The 16,140-nt window shown below is 71.7% G+C and carries 21 protein-coding genes; 16 read left to right on the plus strand and 5 right to left on the minus strand.

The genetic code is table 11. The annotated features are described in order from the left end of the window. Positions 1–54: 54 nt before the first annotated feature. Together ACFWUY_RS22405 and ACFWUY_RS22410 are read right to left on the minus strand one after the other, a co-directional pair. The gene (locus tag ACFWUY_RS22405) at positions 55–1,083 is read right to left on the minus strand and encodes a LacI family DNA-binding transcriptional regulator (protein WP_384111476.1); all 1,029 of its coding nucleotides are present in this window, start codon (positions 1,081–1,083) and stop codon (positions 55–57) included. A 24-nt stretch (positions 1,084–1,107) separates the two neighbouring features. After that, positions 1,108–1,938 (minus strand): response regulator transcription factor, encoded by an 831-nt coding sequence (locus ACFWUY_RS22410; RefSeq protein ID WP_384111479.1) that lies wholly within the window; start codon positions 1,936–1,938, stop codon positions 1,108–1,110. Between the two features lie 279 nt (positions 1,939–2,217). Here ACFWUY_RS22410 and ACFWUY_RS22415 point away from each other — a divergent pair, with 279 nt between their 5' ends. The 8 genes from ACFWUY_RS22415 (at position 2,218) to ACFWUY_RS22450 (ending at position 7,428) form a co-directional block, all read left to right on the plus strand. Further along, positions 2,218–3,024 carry an alpha/beta hydrolase gene (locus tag ACFWUY_RS22415; RefSeq protein ID WP_384111482.1) on the plus strand — a complete coding sequence of 269 codons (807 nt, stop codon included), beginning with the start codon at positions 2,218–2,220 and terminating at the stop codon, positions 3,022–3,024. Positions 3,025–3,069: 45 nt separating this feature from the next. After that, positions 3,070–3,324: a MoaD/ThiS family protein gene (locus ACFWUY_RS22420; protein ID WP_189834445.1), complete on the plus strand. Its 255-nt coding sequence runs from the start codon at positions 3,070–3,072 to the stop codon at positions 3,322–3,324. Between the two features lie 11 nt (positions 3,325–3,335). Further along, positions 3,336–4,490 (plus strand): hypothetical protein, encoded by a 1,155-nt coding sequence (locus ACFWUY_RS22425; protein WP_384111485.1) that lies wholly within the window; start codon positions 3,336–3,338, stop codon positions 4,488–4,490. Positions 4,491–4,648: 158 nt separating this feature from the next. Continuing rightward, positions 4,649–5,335 carry a DUF2993 domain-containing protein gene (locus ACFWUY_RS22430; protein ID WP_384111488.1) on the plus strand — a complete coding sequence of 229 codons (687 nt, stop codon included), beginning with the start codon at positions 4,649–4,651 and terminating at the stop codon, positions 5,333–5,335. 228 nt (positions 5,336–5,563) lie between these two features. Then, complete coding sequence (locus ACFWUY_RS22435) at positions 5,564–5,644, plus strand: putative leader peptide (RefSeq protein ID WP_350497993.1); 81 nt, start codon at positions 5,564–5,566, stop codon at positions 5,642–5,644. A gap of 158 nt (positions 5,645–5,802) precedes the next feature. Beyond that, complete coding sequence (locus ACFWUY_RS22440; protein WP_384111491.1) at positions 5,803–6,648, plus strand: sulfurtransferase; 846 nt, start codon at positions 5,803–5,805, stop codon at positions 6,646–6,648. 52 nt (positions 6,649–6,700) lie between these two features. Further along, positions 6,701–6,988: a DUF1416 domain-containing protein gene (locus ACFWUY_RS22445; RefSeq protein ID WP_384111494.1), complete on the plus strand. Its 288-nt coding sequence runs from the start codon at positions 6,701–6,703 to the stop codon at positions 6,986–6,988. A gap of 95 nt (positions 6,989–7,083) precedes the next feature. Continuing rightward, positions 7,084–7,428, plus strand: coding sequence for a DUF3099 domain-containing protein (locus ACFWUY_RS22450; protein ID WP_384111696.1), 345 nt, complete (start codon positions 7,084–7,086; stop codon positions 7,426–7,428). Here the strand turns inward: ACFWUY_RS22450 and ACFWUY_RS22455 are convergent. Next, positions 7,422–7,784 (minus strand): DsrE family protein, encoded by a 363-nt coding sequence (locus ACFWUY_RS22455; protein ID WP_384111497.1) that lies wholly within the window; start codon positions 7,782–7,784, stop codon positions 7,422–7,424. The genes ACFWUY_RS22450 and ACFWUY_RS22455 overlap by 7 nt on opposite strands. Before the next feature lie 211 nt (positions 7,785–7,995). Between ACFWUY_RS22455 and ACFWUY_RS22460 the strand changes: the two genes are divergently transcribed. The 6 genes from ACFWUY_RS22460 (at position 7,996) to ACFWUY_RS22485 (ending at position 12,750) form a co-directional block, all read left to right on the plus strand. Continuing rightward, complete coding sequence (locus ACFWUY_RS22460) at positions 7,996–8,748, plus strand: hypothetical protein (RefSeq protein WP_384111500.1); 753 nt, start codon at positions 7,996–7,998, stop codon at positions 8,746–8,748. A 17-nt stretch (positions 8,749–8,765) separates the two neighbouring features. Next, the gene (locus ACFWUY_RS22465; protein ID WP_384111504.1) at positions 8,766–9,614 is read left to right on the plus strand and encodes a hypothetical protein; all 849 of its coding nucleotides are present in this window, start codon (positions 8,766–8,768) and stop codon (positions 9,612–9,614) included. Further along, positions 9,611–10,492, plus strand: a complete 882-nt coding sequence (locus ACFWUY_RS22470; RefSeq protein WP_384111507.1) for a hypothetical protein — start codon at positions 9,611–9,613, stop codon at positions 10,490–10,492. Before ACFWUY_RS22465 ends, ACFWUY_RS22470 begins: the two co-directional genes overlap by 4 nt. Before the next feature lie 228 nt (positions 10,493–10,720). Next, positions 10,721–11,293 carry an FABP family protein gene (locus ACFWUY_RS22475; protein ID WP_384111510.1) on the plus strand — a complete coding sequence of 191 codons (573 nt, stop codon included), beginning with the start codon at positions 10,721–10,723 and terminating at the stop codon, positions 11,291–11,293. Positions 11,294–11,336: 43 nt separating this feature from the next. Beyond that, a complete protein-coding gene (locus ACFWUY_RS22480) occupies positions 11,337–11,774 on the plus strand; it encodes a Fur family transcriptional regulator (protein ID WP_384111513.1) in 438 nt (145 codons plus the stop codon). A gap of 10 nt (positions 11,775–11,784) precedes the next feature. Then, on the plus strand, positions 11,785–12,750 hold the full coding sequence (locus ACFWUY_RS22485; protein ID WP_384111516.1) for a YgfZ/GcvT domain-containing protein: 966 nt from the start codon (positions 11,785–11,787) through the stop codon (positions 12,748–12,750). A gap of 65 nt (positions 12,751–12,815) precedes the next feature. Here the strand turns inward: ACFWUY_RS22485 and dtd are convergent, their stop codons facing one another. Further along, on the minus strand, positions 12,816–13,241 hold the full coding sequence (dtd, locus tag ACFWUY_RS22490) for a D-aminoacyl-tRNA deacylase (RefSeq protein WP_384111519.1): 426 nt from the start codon (positions 13,239–13,241) through the stop codon (positions 12,816–12,818). A 139-nt stretch (positions 13,242–13,380) separates the two neighbouring features. Here dtd and ACFWUY_RS22495 point away from each other — a divergent pair, with 139 nt between their 5' ends. Beyond that, a complete protein-coding gene (locus ACFWUY_RS22495; RefSeq protein ID WP_384111522.1) occupies positions 13,381–14,001 on the plus strand; it encodes an ABC transporter substrate-binding protein in 621 nt (206 codons plus the stop codon). Between the two features lie 130 nt (positions 14,002–14,131). Beyond that, positions 14,132–15,376: a GNAT family N-acetyltransferase gene (locus ACFWUY_RS22500; RefSeq protein WP_384111525.1), complete on the plus strand. Its 1,245-nt coding sequence runs from the start codon at positions 14,132–14,134 to the stop codon at positions 15,374–15,376. Positions 15,377–15,395: 19 nt separating this feature from the next. Here ACFWUY_RS22500 and ACFWUY_RS22505 read toward each other — a convergent pair whose 3' ends face one another. Next, positions 15,396–16,139: an ABC transporter permease gene (locus ACFWUY_RS22505; RefSeq protein WP_384111699.1), complete on the minus strand. Its 744-nt coding sequence runs from the start codon at positions 16,137–16,139 to the stop codon at positions 15,396–15,398. Between the last annotated feature and the right edge of the window lies 1 nt (position 16,140).

The following is a 16,140-nucleotide window of genomic DNA, read 5'->3' on the forward strand; positions in this document are numbered from 1 at the left end:
GGAAGACGCCGACCGTACGGGCTCTGTCGGCGGGCCGCCGTTCCGGAGCCGGGATCAGCCGCCGTCGCAGCCGCAGGAGCGGCGGACCACCAGCGCCGACGGGAAGAGCTTCACGCGCTCGCGGCGCGAGCCCGCCACCCGGAGCGAGTCGTCGAGGACCAGGTCCACCGCCGCCCGTGCCATCGCCGGCCGGTCCGAGGAGATCGTGGTCAGCGGCGGGTCGGTGAGCGCCGCCTCCTTCACGTCGTCGAAGCCCGCGACCGCCAGCTCCGTCGGCACCTCGATGCGCAGCTCGCGCGCCGCCCGCAGCACACCGAAGGCCTGGTCGTCGGTGGAGCAGAAGATGGCCGGCGGCCTGTCCGGGCCGGAGAGCAGCTTCAGCGCCACCTGATAGGCGTCGTAGCGGTTGTACGGAGCCTGGAAGAGCCGGCCCTCTATCGAGAGGCCCGCCTCCAGCATGGCCCGCCGCCAGCCCTCCTCGTGGTCGGCGACGGGGTCGCCGACGGCCGGGGTGTTCGGGACGCCGCCGAGGCACGCCACGTACGGGTGACCGTGCTCCAGGAGGTGCCGGGTGGCGAGCTGGGCGCCGCCGATGTCGTCGGTCACGACGGCCACATCGTCGATCGCCTCGGGCCGCTCGTGGAGCAGCACCACGCGCGCGTCCCAGGCCTCGATCTCGCTCGCGGCCTGCTCGCTCATGCCCTGGCTGACCAGGATCAGTCCGGAGACCCGCATCCCGAGGAAGGCGCGCAGGTAGTGGACCTCGCGCTCGGTGCGGTAGTCGGAGTTGCCGACGAGCACCATCTTCCCGCGCTCGGCGGCGGCCTGCTCGACCGCGTGGGCCATCTCGGCGAAGAACGGCTGCCGCGCGTCGGGGACGATCATGCCTATGAGGTCCGTGCGCCGGGACGCCATGGCCTGGGCCACCCGGTCGGGGCGGTAGCCCAGTTCCTTGATCGCGGCGAGGACACGCTCGCGCGTGGCCGGGGCGACCGGCCGGGGTCCGTTGTTGATGACGTAGCTCACGACCGCGGTAGAAGTACCTGCCAGTCGAGCTACGTCATCCCGCGTCACCTTGGCCACGCGCGGCAGTCTACGCGGGGTGACCTACCTACCGGCAGGTCGCACTGTGGCGTCCGCCACGTTCCTGTCCTCCGAGGGGGTGACGTCCGCCGTGGCGGCCTTGACGCCGGCGTTCGCCCGGGCCTTCTCCTGGGCCCGGGAGTCCTCCGTCTGGGAGCGGACCTCCTCCGCCGCCCGCTCGACCTTCTCCGGGGTGACGAAGCGGTAGCCGACGTTACGGACGGTGCCGATGAGCGACTCGTGCTCGGGGCCCAGCTTGGCCCGCAGCCGCCGCACGTGGACGTCGACCGTCCGGGTGCCGCCGAAGTAGTCGTACCCCCACACCTCCTGGAGGAGCTGCGCGCGGGTGAAGACCCGGCCCGGGTGCTGGGCCAGGTACTTGAGCAGCTCGAACTCCTTGAAGGTCAGGTCCAGGACCCGGCCCTTGAGCTTCGCGCTGTACGTCGCCTCGTCGACCGACAGGTCGCCGTTGCGGATCTCCATGGGGGAGTCGTCGGCGACGATCTGCTGCCGGCCCATCGCGAGCCGGAGGCGGGCCTCGACCTCGGCCGGGCCCGCGGTGTCGAGGAGGACGTCGTCGATGCCCCAGTCGGCGGTGACGGCCGCGAGGCCGCCCTCGGTGACGACGAGGATCAGCGGACAGCCGGGCCCGGTGGACCGCAGCAGCTGACAGAGCGAACGCACCTGCGGGAGGTCCCGCCGGCCGTCGACGAGGATCACGTCCGCGCCGGGGGTGTCCACGAGGGCGGGGCCCTCGGCCGGGGCCACCCGGACGTTGTGGAGCAGCAGGCCGAGTGCGGGCAGCACCTCGGTCGACGGCTGGAGAGCGTTGGTGAGGAGCAGCAGTGAACTCATCGCGTCGCGCCCCCAAGCCCTCGGCCGCGCTGGAGCAGGGGGTGTTCCCCCGCCTCGTCGGTCGGTCGGTCGTGCTTCGTACGCTCGCTCATAACGTCGGTTCCTCCTCGGTCCCTGCGAGGACGTGCACTGCTTCGTGACGTGCACCGCTTCGTACAGATCACTGCCGGCTCTCGCGCCCTGAGAGCTTTTGTTCATCCGTCCGTAACAACGGTCGGAAAACGCAAAAGGACCCGGGGGCTGCGTCGCCCGGATCCTCTGCCCAGCAGAATAGCCCACATGAGTTCAGAGGGAGAGGGCGGATTTCACATGGTGGATGTCTCCCTGATCACTTCCGGATCGCGCCGGGCCATGTTGCGTACCGATGACGGTGTCCGGATCGAGGCGGTTTACGAACCCTCTGCCGCAAGTGTCACCGATACGGCCGTCGTCGTCGCCCACGGGTTCACCGGGTCGGCCGATCGGCCCGCCGTCCGGCGCGCCGCCCGGGCCTTCGCGGAGCGCGGCGCGGCCGTCGTGACCTTCTCCTTCCGCGGGCACGGCGGCTCCGGCGGCCGCTCCACCGTCGGCGACCGGGAGGTCCTCGACCTGTCCGCCGCCGTCCGCTGGGCCCGCGCCCTCGGCCACGCGCGCGTGGCGACGGTCGGCTTCTCCATGGGCGGATCCGTGGTCCTGAGCCACGCGGCCCTGGACCGGGGGACGGCAGGACGCGCCGATGCGGTGGCCGCCGTCTCCGCACCCGCCCGCTGGTACTACCGGGGCACGGCCCCGATGCGCCGCCTCCACTGGGTGGTCACCCGGCCGGAGGGCCGCCTCGTCGGCCGTTACGGGCTCCGCACCCGGATCGACCGGCGCGCCTGGGACCCCGTGCCCCTCTCCCCGGTGGAGGCCGTGCCGCTGATCGCGCCGACCCCCCTGCTGATCGTGCACGGCGACCGGGACGCGTACTTCCCGCTCGACCACCCGCGGATGCTGGCCGCGGCCGGCGACGCGGAACTGTGGCTGGAGCGGGGCATGGGGCACGCCGAGAACGCGGCGGACGAGGAGCTGCTCACCCGGCTCGGGGACTGGCTCACGCGCGCATAGCCCATCATGGGGAGCGGCGCGCACACGAACGAAGGGAGCGCCGTTATGGCAGCGGGAACCATCCGCTACTGGGCCGCGGCCAAGGCCGCGGCCGGTGTCGCGGAGGAGCCGTACACCGCCGAGCACCTCGCGGAGGCGCTCGACGCGGCCCGCGCGAAGCATCCGGGCGAGCTCGTCCAGGTCCTCCGGCGGTGCTCGTTCCTGGTCGACGGCGACCCCGTCGGGACCCGGAGCCATGAGACGGTACGGCTTGCCGAGGGCGGCACGGTCGAGGTGCTCCCCCCGTTCGCAGGAGGGTGAACCCCAGAGCAATGAGCAACGACCAGTACTACGGCGGGCAGCAGTACGACCCGTACGCGAACGGGAACCAGGGGCAGGGCCTGGAGAACCCCGACGTCACCCAGACGTGGGAGGGGCAGACCTGGGACACCCAGTACCAGCCGGCCGTCTCGTACGACCAGGTACAGGCCGCGCGGCCCCAGCCACAACCCCAGCACCAGGCTCCTGCGCCCCACGGGGCGCAGGAGGCGTACCAGCCGTATCCGGCGTACGGGTACCCCGCCGAGCCGCAGCAGGCCGCGGCGCCGGTCCCGGCCCATGCCCCGGCTCCCGCCCCGGCTTCCGTCCCCGCTCCTGAGCCCGGTCCCGGCGCGGGCGCGGACGCGGCGGGACCCGCCTGGTCCTCGCCCACCATCTCGGGGAACACCCGGATCACCGACGCCCAGCGCGCCCGCGCCGAAGGCCGTTCGCCGGTGATCGAGCCCGGGATGCGGCCCGCCGCGCTGACCGCCGTCCTCGGACTGCTGCTCGCCGGGGGCGCCGCCCTCGGCACGTACGGCCTGCTCGTCCCGCTCGTCCTGCTCCAGGGCCTCACCGCCGCCGGCTGGTTCCGGCTCAACGGCATGTGGCCCGCCCGGCAGGGCATCGCCCTCGCCTTCGCCGGCGGACTCGCCGCCGACGCCGCCCTGCTCGCCACCGGCAAGGAGCACGCGGCCGCCGCGATCCTCGGCACGCTCGGCGTCTGGGTGCTGCTCTGCCTCGTCCTCCAGCTGCGCAGCCACGCCGATCCGGACGAGCGGATGTACGGCCTGATGGCCACCGTGGCCTCGGCGGCGCTGACCGTCATCGCCACCGGGCACCTCGGCGCCGCGTCCGACGCGGTGGTCGTCGGCGGGATCGCCGTCGCCGCCACCGTCCTGGCACGGGCCCTTCCACTGCCCGGCCCGGTGTCCCTGGTCGTCGCGCTGCTCGCCTCCGCGGGCGCGGGGATCGCGGCCGGCGGGCTCACCGGCCTGGGCGCCTCCGGGGCGCTGCTCGGCCTCGGCGCCGGGGTGTGCGCGCTCGTCGGCCTGCGGGTGGCCAGCTACGACTACCCGTCCCGCTTCGTCCACATGACGGCCGGTGTCGCGCTGCCGCTGACGGCCGCGGCGCCCGCCGTGTACCTGCTTGGCCGGGCCCTGGCCTGACTCCGGCAGGGCCCTGGCGCCGCCCCGACACAGCCCTGACGCGGCCCTGACCAGACCCTGATCCGGAGGCCGCCCGGGAACCAACCGGCCCCCCGACACGTCGATCTTGGTGTCGGGGGGCCGAACATATTCATTTCCATCGGGGGGACACTCAGCCCATGCGAGCACTGCGGATTCTGTTGGTCGTGGCCGTCGTGCTGGGCGGTGTCCTCGTCGGGATCGACCGGCTGGCCGTGGCGTACGCCGAGTCGGAGGCGTCGAGCCGGGTGAAGCTCTCGGCGACCGACACCGACTCGATCGAGGTCGACATCAAGGGCTTCCCGTTCCTCACCCAGGTCGCGGACAAGCGGTTCGACGAGGTCGACGTCAAGGCGACCGGCGTGACGGCGACGGCGGGCAGCCGGCGCATCCGGGTCGGCGAGCTGAGCGTGCGGCTGCGGGACGTCACCGTGACCGGCGACTGGGCGGGCGCGAGGGCGGGCTCCGCGAGCGGGACGGCCCTCATCTCGTACGCGGACCTCACCGCCGCCACCGACCGGGAGGCCACCGTCGCCTACGGCGAGAACGGCAAGGTGAAGGTGACCGGCGGAGTGACCGTCATGGGCCGCACCCTGACCCGCACGGTCCTGTCGACGGTGACCGTCGTGAACGGCGACACCATCCGGGTCCGCGCCGACGAGGTGCCCGGCCAGGGCATCCCGGGCATCGAGGAAATGGTCCGCGCGCGCACCGACTTCGAGCGCCCGATCGGGATGATCGCCGGCATGAAGGTGGAGAAGGTCGAGCCCCGGCCGGAGGGTCTGGCCGTCATGGTGACCGGCAAGGACATAGCCCTCGCGGGCTGACACCACCGGCGCGTACGCCCCGGAGAGCCTCCGGAGACCGCTGCGCGCACCCCTTGGTCACATGCTGAGACACCGCTGTCCGAGGCGTAGAAACGGGGCCGGACGCCCGGCCGCGCGGGCGGCCCGAGCCCTTCCGCACCGTGATCGCGTCTCGTATCTCGGACGATCGCGTCTCAAAATACGACACACCGGTGACACGGCCGCCTGTCCGTCCCTACGATCGAGGGCATGAAGCGACAGGCGGATCTCACGAAGCGGCGGGCAGTAGACCTGTGCCGCGTCGCCGCCATGCTCTGTCGCTCCGTCTGAGCGGGACTCACCACTCCCGTATTCCTCAGGCCCTCCCACCGCGAGGACAGGGCCGCCCTGTGTAGCCGTACGCACGTCCGCTGTCCGTACGCACGCGATGACGCGTACCGCACCACACCCGCACCACACCGCCGCACACTGCCCCGGAGGAGAACAGCATGGCTCGCAGCGACGTCCTGGTCGACGCGGACTGGGTCGAGGCCAACCTCGACAACCCGCAGGTCGCCATCGTCGAGGTCGACGAGGACACTTCGGCCTACGAGAAGAACCACATCCGCAACGCCATCCGGATCGACTGGACCCAGGACCTCCAGGACCCGGTCCGCCGCGACTTCATCGACCAGGAGGGCTTCGAGAAGCTCCTCTCGGCGAAGGGCATCGCGAACGACACCACGGTCGTCCTCTACGGCGGCAACAACAACTGGTTCGCCTCGTACGCCTACTGGTACTTCAAGCTCTACGGCCACCAGGACGTGAAGCTCCTCGACGGCGGCCGCAAGAAGTGGGAGCTCGACTCCCGCGACCTGGTCGACGGCTCCGAGGTCCCGGCCCGCCCGGCCACCGAGTACAAGGCCAAGGCCCAGGACTCCTCGATCCGTGCCTTCCGCGACGACGTCGTGGCCGCGATCGGCGCCCAGAACCTGGTCGACGTCCGCTCGCCCGACGAGTTCTCCGGCAAGCTGCTCGCCCCGGCGCACCTCCCGCAGGAGCAGTCGCAGCGCCCCGGCCACGTGCCGAGCGCCCGCAACATCCCGTGGTCGAAGAACGCCAACGACGACGGCACCTTCAAGTCGGACGACGAGCTCAAGGCGCTCTACGAGGCCGAGCAGGTCGATCTGGCGAAGGACACCATCGCCTACTGCCGCATCGGCGAGCGCTCCGCGCTGACCTGGTTCGTCCTGCACGAGCTCCTCGAGGTCACGAACGTCAAGAACTACGACGGCTCGTGGACCGAGTACGGCTCCCTCGTCGGCGTGCCGATCGAGCTCGGCGCCAACAAGTAATTCCCCGGACCCTCCCCTCCTCCGGACCCCTCGACCGTAAGGACAGAACGACATGTGTGGAGCGCAGCCCGGCGGCCCCGACGCCTCGACGATCAAGCCCGGTGAGACCACCATCCAGGGCTTCGTGACCAAGGACGGCGCGCCCGTCACCGGTTACGTCCGCCTCCTGGACTCGACCGGCGAGTTCACGGCCGAGGTCCCGACCTCCGCCACCGGCCAGTTCCGTTTCTACGCGGCCGAGGGCACCTGGACCGTCCGCGCCCTGGTCCCGGGCGGCACCGCCGACCGCCAGGTCGTGGCCCAGAAGGGTGGCCTCGCCGAGGTCGCCATCGCGGTGTGATCCCGCAACGCTGAACCGGCCGAAGGGCCGTGCCTCCTGGGGGGTTGGACGCCATTTCCAGGACTAGAGGCACGGCCCTTCGGTCTTCCTTTTTCCTGCACCTCTCGCCCTGCTCGGCCCCGGGGGGCCTCCGACCGCCGTATGACGGTGGTCGGGCCCGGTCGTACGCTGAAGGTGTGTACGCACGCCGTCGCCACGTCTACTTCTGGATGATGGGCGCCTGCCTGGTCCTGTTCGTGGGCGCCTGGGCCGTCGTGCGGCTCTTCTCCATGCCGGTCGCGATCGGCATGTGCGTGGTCGCCATGCTCATCCCCCCGGTCGCCGCGATGGTCGCGAACCGCCGGGGCCCGGAGGACCGCTGGTGGGACGATCCCTCGGGCGACCCTGAGTCGGACGAGTGGTGGGACGAGCTGGACGGCAAGAAGCGTCGAGGTCAGTAGACGAGGGCCTGGGTCTCGTCCGTCATGGCTTCCTGGACGAAGACCTGGGCGCCGGCGATGCGGACGCCGTCCAGGACGTCCTTCTCCGTGATCTCGCGGCGGGCCGCGCACTGGGTGCAGAGCGTGACGCGCCCGGCCGCCAGGATCGAGTCGATCAGGTCCGGCAGCGGCGCCGCGTGGGGGAGTTCGAACTCGGCGGCCCGGCCCGGGAGGGCGAACCAGGAGGACTCGCCGGTCAGCCAGAGCGATACCTCGACGCCGCTCGCGACGGCGACGGCGGCCACCGTGAAGGCCTGCGAGCAGCGTTCGGGGGCGTCGGCCCCTGCGGTCACCTTGATCACGAGCTTCTTCGCCATATGCCGAACTGTAATGCGCGGCACTGCAACCCCCTGCGCATCTCACGTGTCAGTTGGGTGCGCGGATGACGGAATCCGCGCTTCAGGTCTCGTGGGGGGACTCTTGAGCAGCGAAGAAAGTATCCAAAATCCGGAAACGGCACCGCCGCCGGAGCCGGAGACCGGGGCGGAAACCGTCCCTCCGGTCGACTCGCGGGGCGAGGCACCCGATGTGTCTCCGGACACACCGCCGGTCGCGCGGCCGCGCCGTCGTGCCCTCCGTACGGTCGGTCTGATAGCCGTCGCCGCCGTCCTCGGCCTCGTCGGCGGCACCGCCGTCGGCTACGGCATCCAGGCCGACCGCGAGCCGACCCCGCTCCCGGCCCTCAACCAGCCGGGCCTCGCCTACCCGAAGCCCCTCCCGAAGGGCCAGGAGCCGGATCCGCTCCCCGCCTCGGAGGACCTTCAGGCGAAGGCGCAGGGCGACCTGCGGAAGCTGCTGGTGCCGAAGCCCGCGGGTGCGAAGACGCCCGAGTTCGGGGACAGGGACGGCTGGATGTCGGCCTCCACGTTCGCCTCCCGATTCGAACGGTCCGGGGACGCGCTGAGCTACCAGCTGGATCTGGGGATCCGGCGCGTCGCGGTCACGTCCTGGCGGACGGGCGAGAACCGGGTGAGCGAGATCCGCCTGGTCCAGTACCGCCCCGGCGACGAAATCGGCGCGCAGGACCACGTCGAGGACCAGCAGGGTTACATGCCCGAAGAGGACTACGCGGACAGTGAGGGAGAGGCCCTCGAGGGCTCCGCCGACGGCCGCTACTACGTCTTCCCCGTGCAGAAGGAGGCCGGCTACATGGACTTCTACGAGGCCAGGGCCTACTTCCACCGCGGTGACATCGCGGTCGAGATCTTCATCGTCGACACGAAGAAGATCTCGGAGAAGGACATCCGTTCGCTGGCCGAGCGGCAGCTGGGGCGCCTGTGAGTGAGGACCGGAACGACGTGACCGTACCCGCCGACGTGACCGTACCCGCCGACGTGACCGTACCCGCCGACGAGGCCGTGCCCGTCGAGCAGCCGACGACGAAGAAGCGCGCGCGCCGCGTCCTGCTCGGGATCGTGCTGCCCGCCGTACTCGTCCTCGGCGTGGCCGGCGGCGGCATCACCTACACCGCCGTCACCGTGTCCGCCGCCGACCGGACCGCGCCGACGGAGGTGTGGGCCCCGAACGAGCCGACCGACCACGACAAGGACCCGGCCGAGACCGCCGTGCGCGGCAAGTCCGGGACGCCGCTGAGCAAGCTGCTGCTGCCCGTGCCGGACGGGTACGAGCTCGGCCCCGACCACGAGCTGTACGGGAACGACGGCGAACTCGGCGAGAAGGAGGCCGTCGCCCTGATGAAGCAGTCGGGCGAAGGACTCTCCGGCAAGAAGCGGCGCTCGTACGAGAAGGCGGTCGACCGGCTCGGTATCCAGGGCATCGCGGTCCGTTCCTTCGCCGACCTGAGCGACGCCGCCGTCGTCGACGTCCAGATCACCCGGATGAAGAACAAGAAGCAGATCAAGGACAGCTTCCTCCTGCGCAAGGACGTCCTGGACGCCCTGGAGTTCCCGAAGGGACCCAAGGTGAAGGACCACAGGAACGCCGTCTGCTACCTGGTGCCCGAGGACAAGACGCTGAAGAAGAAGGAGCGGGACGAGCAGCTGGACGGCATGGTCTGCATCGCCTACGACTCCGAGGTCATGGTCGCGGTCACCGCGGCGGGCGCCAAGCCGTTCGACCGGGCGGCCGTGGCGGACCTGCTCAAGAAGCAGCTCGACCACATCGAGTCCCCGGGGGAGTACGTATGACCGAGCAGACCCAGACCCAGACCGAGGCCGAGGCCCCGATCGAGCCGAAGCCCGCGCCCCAGCCCCAGGCCGCTCCCGAGAACGGGCCCGCGCCCGCGTCCGTACCCGCGCCCGCGCCGAAGAAGTCACGGCGCCCCCTGCTGTGGGGCATCGCCCGGTGGACCGCCGCCGTGCTCGTGTGCGGCGGTGTCGGGACCGGCGCGGCCATGGGGATCACCGCCATGGACCGCCACGAGGTGCCCGGTCTCGCGACCGAGTCCGACGGCCGCTGGACCTACCCGAAGCTCGCCCTTCCGGCGCTGCCCGAGGGGGTCCAGCGCCCGTTCACCGCCGGCAACGACGGCGAGATCCACCACGCCGACCTGCGGAAGCTCGTACTGCCGGCTCCGGAGGGTGCCAAGGTCGACCCCAGGCTGAACGGCGGCTGGATCGGCCTCGACACGTACCTCACCCACTTCTACGCCGACGACCGGGTCGCGGTGAAGGAGGCCCTGGCCGACTCCGCCCTGCGGCACATCGCCGCCCGCGGCTGGACGACTCCGGACGGTACGGCCACCCGGGTGTACCTGCTGCGGTTCTCGTCGGTGGCGTTCGCGGAGGCGTTCAAGGACGACGTCCTGGACACGGGCACCCGCGGCAGCAGGCTCCCGGACGGTGTCGACGGCGAGACGCTGGACGAGTCCACGCAGGACATCCGGGTTCCCTCCCTCTCGGTGTACGCCTTCGACGAGCGGAAGCCGCGCGGCCCCGAGCACACCCGCTGGGCGTACATCCAGGCCGGTGACACGCTCGCGCTGGTCGCCCAGACCCGCAAGGGCGAGGCGCTGACCGTGCCGTTCCAGCAGACCGTCGCCCTCCAGGCGCAGCTGCTCGGCTAGGCCCGCCGCGCGAGACCCACCTCACCGAGTGGGCCGGACCCCCGCCCACTAAGCTGGGGTCCGGCCCGTTCCGCCTTCACCGCTCAGTCGAGGAGCACCCTGTGATCATTTTCTTCGAAATCTTGCTGGTCCTGGTCGCCGTCGGCGTGCTCGCCTTCACCGGACTGGCTGTGAAGAAGCTGTACCAGGGTCAGCGCTAACCACTTCTAGAGAACGCCAGAGCTGCTCATGATCGAGATCCCGTCCGACCTCAACCCGGACCTCGTCCCCCTCGCGTTCCTGCTCGGCACGTGGGAGGGCGCGGGCGTCTCCGACTTCCCCGGCGCCGAGAAGTGCAACTTCGGCCAGTCCGTGACGTTCAGCCACGACGGCCGGGACTTCCTCGCGTACACGTCCGCCTCGTGGGTCCTGGACAACGAGGGCAACAAGGTCCGTCCGCTGGAGAGCGAGAGCGGCTACTGGCGCATCGACAAGAACCGCAAGGTCGAGGTCGTCATGGTGCGTGACCAGGGCATCGTCGAGATCTGGTACGGCGAGCTCGCCGACCAGAAGCCGCAGATCGACCTGGCGACGGACGCCGTCGCCAGGACGGCGGCCTCGGGCCCGTACTCCGGCGGCAAGCGCCTCTACGGCTACGTCAAGAGCGACCTCATGTGGGTGGGCGAGAAGGCGACCCCGGAGGTCCCGCTGCGGCCGTACATGTCGGCGCACCTGAAGAAGGTCGTGACGCCGGAGGAGGTCGCGGAGATGGCCCGCAACCTGCCCGACATGCCGGACGACGGCATCGCCTTCTTCCGCTAGAAAGCCCGGGGGCGGCGCACCGCGCCCTCCTACACTGGAGGGCGTGGTGAGCACCGACTGGAAGAGCGACCTGCGGCAGCGCGGCTATCGGCTGACGCCGCAGCGCCAGCTTGTCCTGGAGGCCGTCGACGCGCTGGAGCACGCGACGCCCGACGACATCCTCGTCGAGGTCCGCAGGACCGCGTCGGGCGTGAACATCTCCACCGTCTACCGGACCCTGGAGCTCCTGGAGGAGCTCGGCCTGGTGAGCCACGCCCATCTGGGGCACGGGGCTCCGACGTACCACCTCGCCGACCGGCACCACCATCTGCACCTGGTCTGCCGGGACTGCTCCGGGGTGATCGAGGCGGACGTCGAGGTGGCCGCCGAGTTCACCGGGAAGCTCCGCGAGACCTTCGGGTTCGAGACGGACATGAAGCACTTCGCCATCTTCGGGCGCTGCGGCGACTGCGCCGGGAAGGCCGCCGACGCGGAGTCGTAGGCTTTCCCTCATGAAGAGCCCTCTGCTGTCCCTGCCCGGTGCCGTCGCCGCCGAAGGCCGCGACGAAGGGGTCGCCGCGCACTACGGCGACCTGTTCCGTGAGCAGCGCTCCCTCGCCGGCGGCCACGGTTTCGTCGACCTCTCGCACCGTGGCGTCGTCACGGTCACCGGTGACGACCGGCTGAGCTGGCTGCACCTGCTCGTCACCCAGCACATGACCGACCTGCCGGCGGGCCGGGCGACCGAGGCGCTGATCCTCTCCGCGAACGGGCACATCGAGCACGCCCTGTACCTCGTCGACGACGGCGAGACGGTGTGGGCGCACGTCGAGCCGGGGACGCGGGAGGAGCTCGTCGCGTACCTGGAGTCGATGAAGTTCTTCTACCGGGTGGAGGTCGCCGACCGTACGGACGACATCGCGGTCGTCCACCTCCCGGCCGGTTCCATCGCCGAGGTGCCCGAAGGCGCCGTCGTACGGGAGACCCCGCACGGCCGCGACCTGTTCCTGCCCCGGGCGGACCTGGAGTCCTTCGCCGCCTCGCACGGGCCGGCCGCCGGGATCCTCGCGTACGAGGCGCTGCGCGTCGAGGCGCACCGGCCCCGGCTCGGTTTCGAGACCGACCACCGGACCATCCCGCACGAGATCGGTCTCATCGGCAGCGCCGTCCACCTGCAGAAGGGCTGCTACCGGGGGCAGGAGACCGTCGCCCGGGTGCAGAACCTGGGGAAGCCGCCGCGCCGCCTGGTCTTCCTGCACCTGGACGGCAGCGAGGTGCTGCTGCCGGGGCACGGCACCCCGGTGCGGCTCGCGGCCGACGGCGAGGAGGGCCGGCAGCTGGGCTTCGTGACGAGTTCCGTCCGCCACCACGAGCTGGGCCCGATCGCCCTGGCCCTGGTGAAGCGGAACGTGCCCGTGGACGCGCCGCTGATCGTCGGGACGACGGCGGCGGCCCAGGAGACCGTGGTCGAGCCGTAGGACGGGTCGAGCCGTAGGACGGGTCGAGCCGTAGTCGAGCCGTAGGGGACGCCGGCCCGTCGGGGTCACACCTCGATCAGTACCGTGAACGGGCCGTCGTTCGTGAGCGAGACCCGCATCGACGCTCCGAACCGGCCCGTCTCCACGTGGGCGCCCAGCTCGCGCAGCCGGCGCACGACCTCGTCCACGAGGGGTTCGGCGACGGGGCCGGGCGCGGCGGCGTTCCAGGTGGGGCGGCGGCCCTTGCGGGCGTCTCCGTAGAGCGTGAACTGAGAGATCACGAGCAGCGGCGCGTTCACGTCCGAGCACGACTTCTCGTCGTTCAGCACCCGGACGGACCAGAGCTTTCTGGCCAATTGGGCGGCCTTCTCCGGGGTGTCGTCATGGGTCACCCCCACCAGGACGCACAGCCCCTCGCCCTTGATCTCACCGACGGTCTCCCCTGCGACGACGACGCTCGCGCCGTCGACCCTCTGCACCACTGCACGCATGCGCTCCAACCTACCGAGCCGCCCGCAGGCCGGTGGACGAGGGGCCGAACGGGTGCAGAGCGCCTGCACGCGCGCGGGCAGGAGTGGCACCATGCGTGTCAGGCGGTGCGGCTCCGCACCGGTCGAGGGGACGATTCTCATGAGTGCACCTGGCACCGGGCCGACGCCGTCCGGCCCCGTACCGCTGATCCGCGCCGGAACCAGGGGCGGTGGACCGGGTGGAGGCCCGGCCACGCGCCCACCCGTACAACGCTCCGCCGAGCCCGCCCTGCCCGAGCGGGCGCAGCCGGACCTCGGCGCCCTGCGCCTTCCCGAGCTGCGGGCGCTGCGCCGGGAGGCGCAGAGCGACGAGGCCGACCTGAGCTACGTCCGGCGGATGCTCCAGGGCCGGATCGACATCCTGCGGGCCGAGCTGGCGCGGCGGACCGATCCGGAGGCCCCGGTCCTCGACCGGCTCTCCGAGATCCTCGCCGACGTGCCCTCGCGGCACCGCAGTTCCGCCCGGCACGTGACGCTGTCGACGCCACGGAGCGAGGAGTACCGGCGGCTCGCGGCCGAGATGCTGTCGGAGGTCGAGCTGTCGGACCTGACGGCCCGTACGGACGAGGAACTGCACACGGCGATGGGGCGGCTCGCGGGGTACGAGCAGCAGGTCTCCCGGCGCCGGCAGCACCTCCAGCGGACCGCCGACGACTGCAGCGCGGAGATCGCCCGCCGCTACCGGGAGGGCGAGGCGCAGGTCGACGACCTGCTGGCGTGAGCCGGGAAGGGCAGGGGGAACCCGGGTGCGGGTGTGCCGGACAGGGCAGGGGAACCCGGGTGCGGGTGCGCCGGGGAGGGCAGGGGAAACTCGGGTGCGGGTGCGCCGGGGCCGTGCGTAGGGTCGAGGGATGACTGTCGACGTACGCGTGGTGGCGGAGTCCGAGTTCCCCGACTGGCAGCGGGCCCTGCGCACCGGATTCCTCAATCCGCCCGTCGTGACGGACGCGGAGATCGCCGACCGGCTGCCGCACGTCGACCTCGCGCGGACGCTCGGGGCCTTCGACCGGGACCGGGTCGTCGCCACCTTCCGGTCGTTCCGGCAGGAGGTCAGCACGGTCGGCGGCGGCAGCCTCACCGCCGACGCGATCACCCAGGTCACCGTCTCCCCGACGCACCGCAGGCGCGGGCTGCTCAGCCGCATGATGACCGCCGACCTGGCCGCCGCGAAGGAGCGGGGCGACGCGATCGCCACCCTGATCGCCGCCGAGTACCCGATCTACGGGCGGTTCGGCTTCGGCGCGGCGAGCTGGACCACCGAGTGGAGCGTGGACCTGCGCCGGGCCGGGCTCGACCCGCGCCGCTCGGGCCGGCCGGAGGACGGCGGCCGGATCGATCTGACCGACGCCGAGGAGATCCGCAAGGTCGGCCCCGAGGTGCACCGGCGTCTCGCCGGAGTCCGTGCCGGGGTCACCGACCGCCTTCCGCGCGGCTGGGACGTCGGCACCGGCCTCGGCGTGCACACCGAGCCGTGGCGCGAGCCGTACTACGCGCTGTACCGCGCGGAGTCCGGCGAGGTCGAGGGCTTCGTGTCCTACACGGCCGACGACAAGTGGGACGACGCCAAGCAGCCGTTGAACACCGTGACCGTACGGGACCTGATCGCCTTCACCCCGGCCGCCGAGCGCGCCCTCTGGCACTACCTGTGCTCCATCGACTGGGTCAGCACGGTCCGTTCGGGCTACCGGGCACCCGACGACCCGCTGCCGATGCTGCTCCCCGACCCGCGCGCCGCCAGGACGCTGACGTACGTGGACATGCTGTGGGTGCGGGTCCTGGACGTCGTCCGGGTCCTGGAGAGCCGGACGTACCCGGTGACGGACGGTCTCGTGCTCGACCTGCGGGACGGGGACGGGCTCGCCGGCGGGCGCTACCGGCTCGACGCCTCCCCGGACGGCGTCTCCTGCTCCCGTACCGACGGGTCCGCCGATCTCGCCTTCGACATCGCCGAGTTGGGCACGCTGGCCTTCGGTGACGAGTCGGCGGTACGGCTCCACCGGCTCGGGCGGGTCGAGGAGCTGACGGCGGGCGCCGCCGCCCGCGCCGACCTGCTGTTCCGTACCCCGCTGCGGCCGTTCTCGCCCGACATCTTCTGACGTCCTCCGGGGTCGGCCGTCAGCGGGTGCGGAGGCGGAAGAGGAATCCGGTGGCCGCGACCGCGACCGCGAACAGGGCCGCGCACCAGCCCAGGGCGATCCAGGGGGAGTTCCCGACCGGCTGGTCGAGCAGCAGGCCGCGCATCGACTCGATCAGCGGGGTCACCGGCTGGTGTTCGGCGAAGCCGTGCAGCCAGCTCGGCATGGTGTCGATCGGTACGAACGCGCTGCTGGGGTACGGCAGGAACATGACGAAGAAGGCGACCGCTCCGGCCGCCTCCGCCGTCCTGGTGACGAGCCCGACGGCCGCCGACAGCCAGGAGACGACGGTGATGTAGGCGAGCAGCAGGCCGATCGCCGCGAGCCAGCCGCCCGCCGTCGCGGCGGGGCGGAAGCCGATGAGGAAGGCGACGCCCAGGACGAGGGCGGTCGAGAGCGCGTTGCGGGTGACGGCGGCGGCCACGTGCCCGGCGAGGAACGGCGTCCCGCCGATGTCGAGCGTGCGGAAGCGGTCGACGACCCCGAGTCGCATGTCCTCGCTGACGGAGACGGCGGTGCCGGCCGCGCCGAACCCGGCGCAGAGGACGAGGACGCCGGGGACGACGTAGGTGACGTAACGGGTGCCGGTGTCGATGGCTCCGCCGAAGAAGTAGACGAAGACCAGCATCAGCATGATCGGCATCATCAACGAGGTGATGACGGCGTCGAGGTTGCGGCGGCTGAGGCGGATGCCGCGCCCGGCGAGGGTGCTCGCGGCGGTCAGC

The sequence above is a fragment of the Streptomyces sp. NPDC058664 genome, from assembly GCF_042716635.1.
Taxonomy (GTDB): Bacteria; Actinomycetota; Actinomycetes; order Streptomycetales; family Streptomycetaceae; genus Streptomyces.

Excerpts from the sequence above, each read along its gene's own strand:
- ACFWUY_RS22410 (WP_384111479.1), bottom strand. The coding sequence starts at position 1,938 with ATGAGTTCACTGCTGCTCCTCACCAACGCTCTCCAGCCGTCGACCGAG.
- ACFWUY_RS22415 (WP_384111482.1), top strand. The coding sequence starts at position 2,218 with ATGAGTTCAGAGGGAGAGGGCGGATTTCACATGGTGGATGTCTCCCTG.
- ACFWUY_RS22420 (WP_189834445.1), top strand. The coding sequence starts at position 3,070 with ATGGCAGCGGGAACCATCCGCTACTGGGCCGCGGCCAAGGCCGCGGCC.
- ACFWUY_RS22425 (WP_384111485.1), top strand. The coding sequence starts at position 3,336 with ATGAGCAACGACCAGTACTACGGCGGGCAGCAGTACGACCCGTACGCG.
- ACFWUY_RS22430 (WP_384111488.1), top strand. The coding sequence starts at position 4,649 with ATGCGAGCACTGCGGATTCTGTTGGTCGTGGCCGTCGTGCTGGGCGGT.
- ACFWUY_RS22435 (WP_350497993.1), top strand. The coding sequence starts at position 5,564 with ATGAAGCGACAGGCGGATCTCACGAAGCGGCGGGCAGTAGACCTGTGC.
- ACFWUY_RS22440 (WP_384111491.1), top strand. The coding sequence starts at position 5,803 with ATGGCTCGCAGCGACGTCCTGGTCGACGCGGACTGGGTCGAGGCCAAC.
- ACFWUY_RS22445 (WP_384111494.1), top strand. The coding sequence starts at position 6,701 with ATGTGTGGAGCGCAGCCCGGCGGCCCCGACGCCTCGACGATCAAGCCC.
- ACFWUY_RS22455 (WP_384111497.1), bottom strand. The coding sequence starts at position 7,784 with ATGGCGAAGAAGCTCGTGATCAAGGTGACCGCAGGGGCCGACGCCCCC.
- ACFWUY_RS22470 (WP_384111507.1), top strand. The coding sequence starts at position 9,611 with ATGACCGAGCAGACCCAGACCCAGACCGAGGCCGAGGCCCCGATCGAG.
- ACFWUY_RS22475 (WP_384111510.1), top strand. The coding sequence starts at position 10,721 with ATGATCGAGATCCCGTCCGACCTCAACCCGGACCTCGTCCCCCTCGCG.
- ACFWUY_RS22485 (WP_384111516.1), top strand. The coding sequence starts at position 11,785 with ATGAAGAGCCCTCTGCTGTCCCTGCCCGGTGCCGTCGCCGCCGAAGGC.
- dtd (WP_384111519.1), bottom strand. The coding sequence starts at position 13,241 with ATGCGTGCAGTGGTGCAGAGGGTCGACGGCGCGAGCGTCGTCGTCGCA.
- ACFWUY_RS22495 (WP_384111522.1), top strand. The coding sequence starts at position 13,381 with ATGAGTGCACCTGGCACCGGGCCGACGCCGTCCGGCCCCGTACCGCTG.
- ACFWUY_RS22500 (WP_384111525.1), top strand. The coding sequence starts at position 14,132 with ATGACTGTCGACGTACGCGTGGTGGCGGAGTCCGAGTTCCCCGACTGG.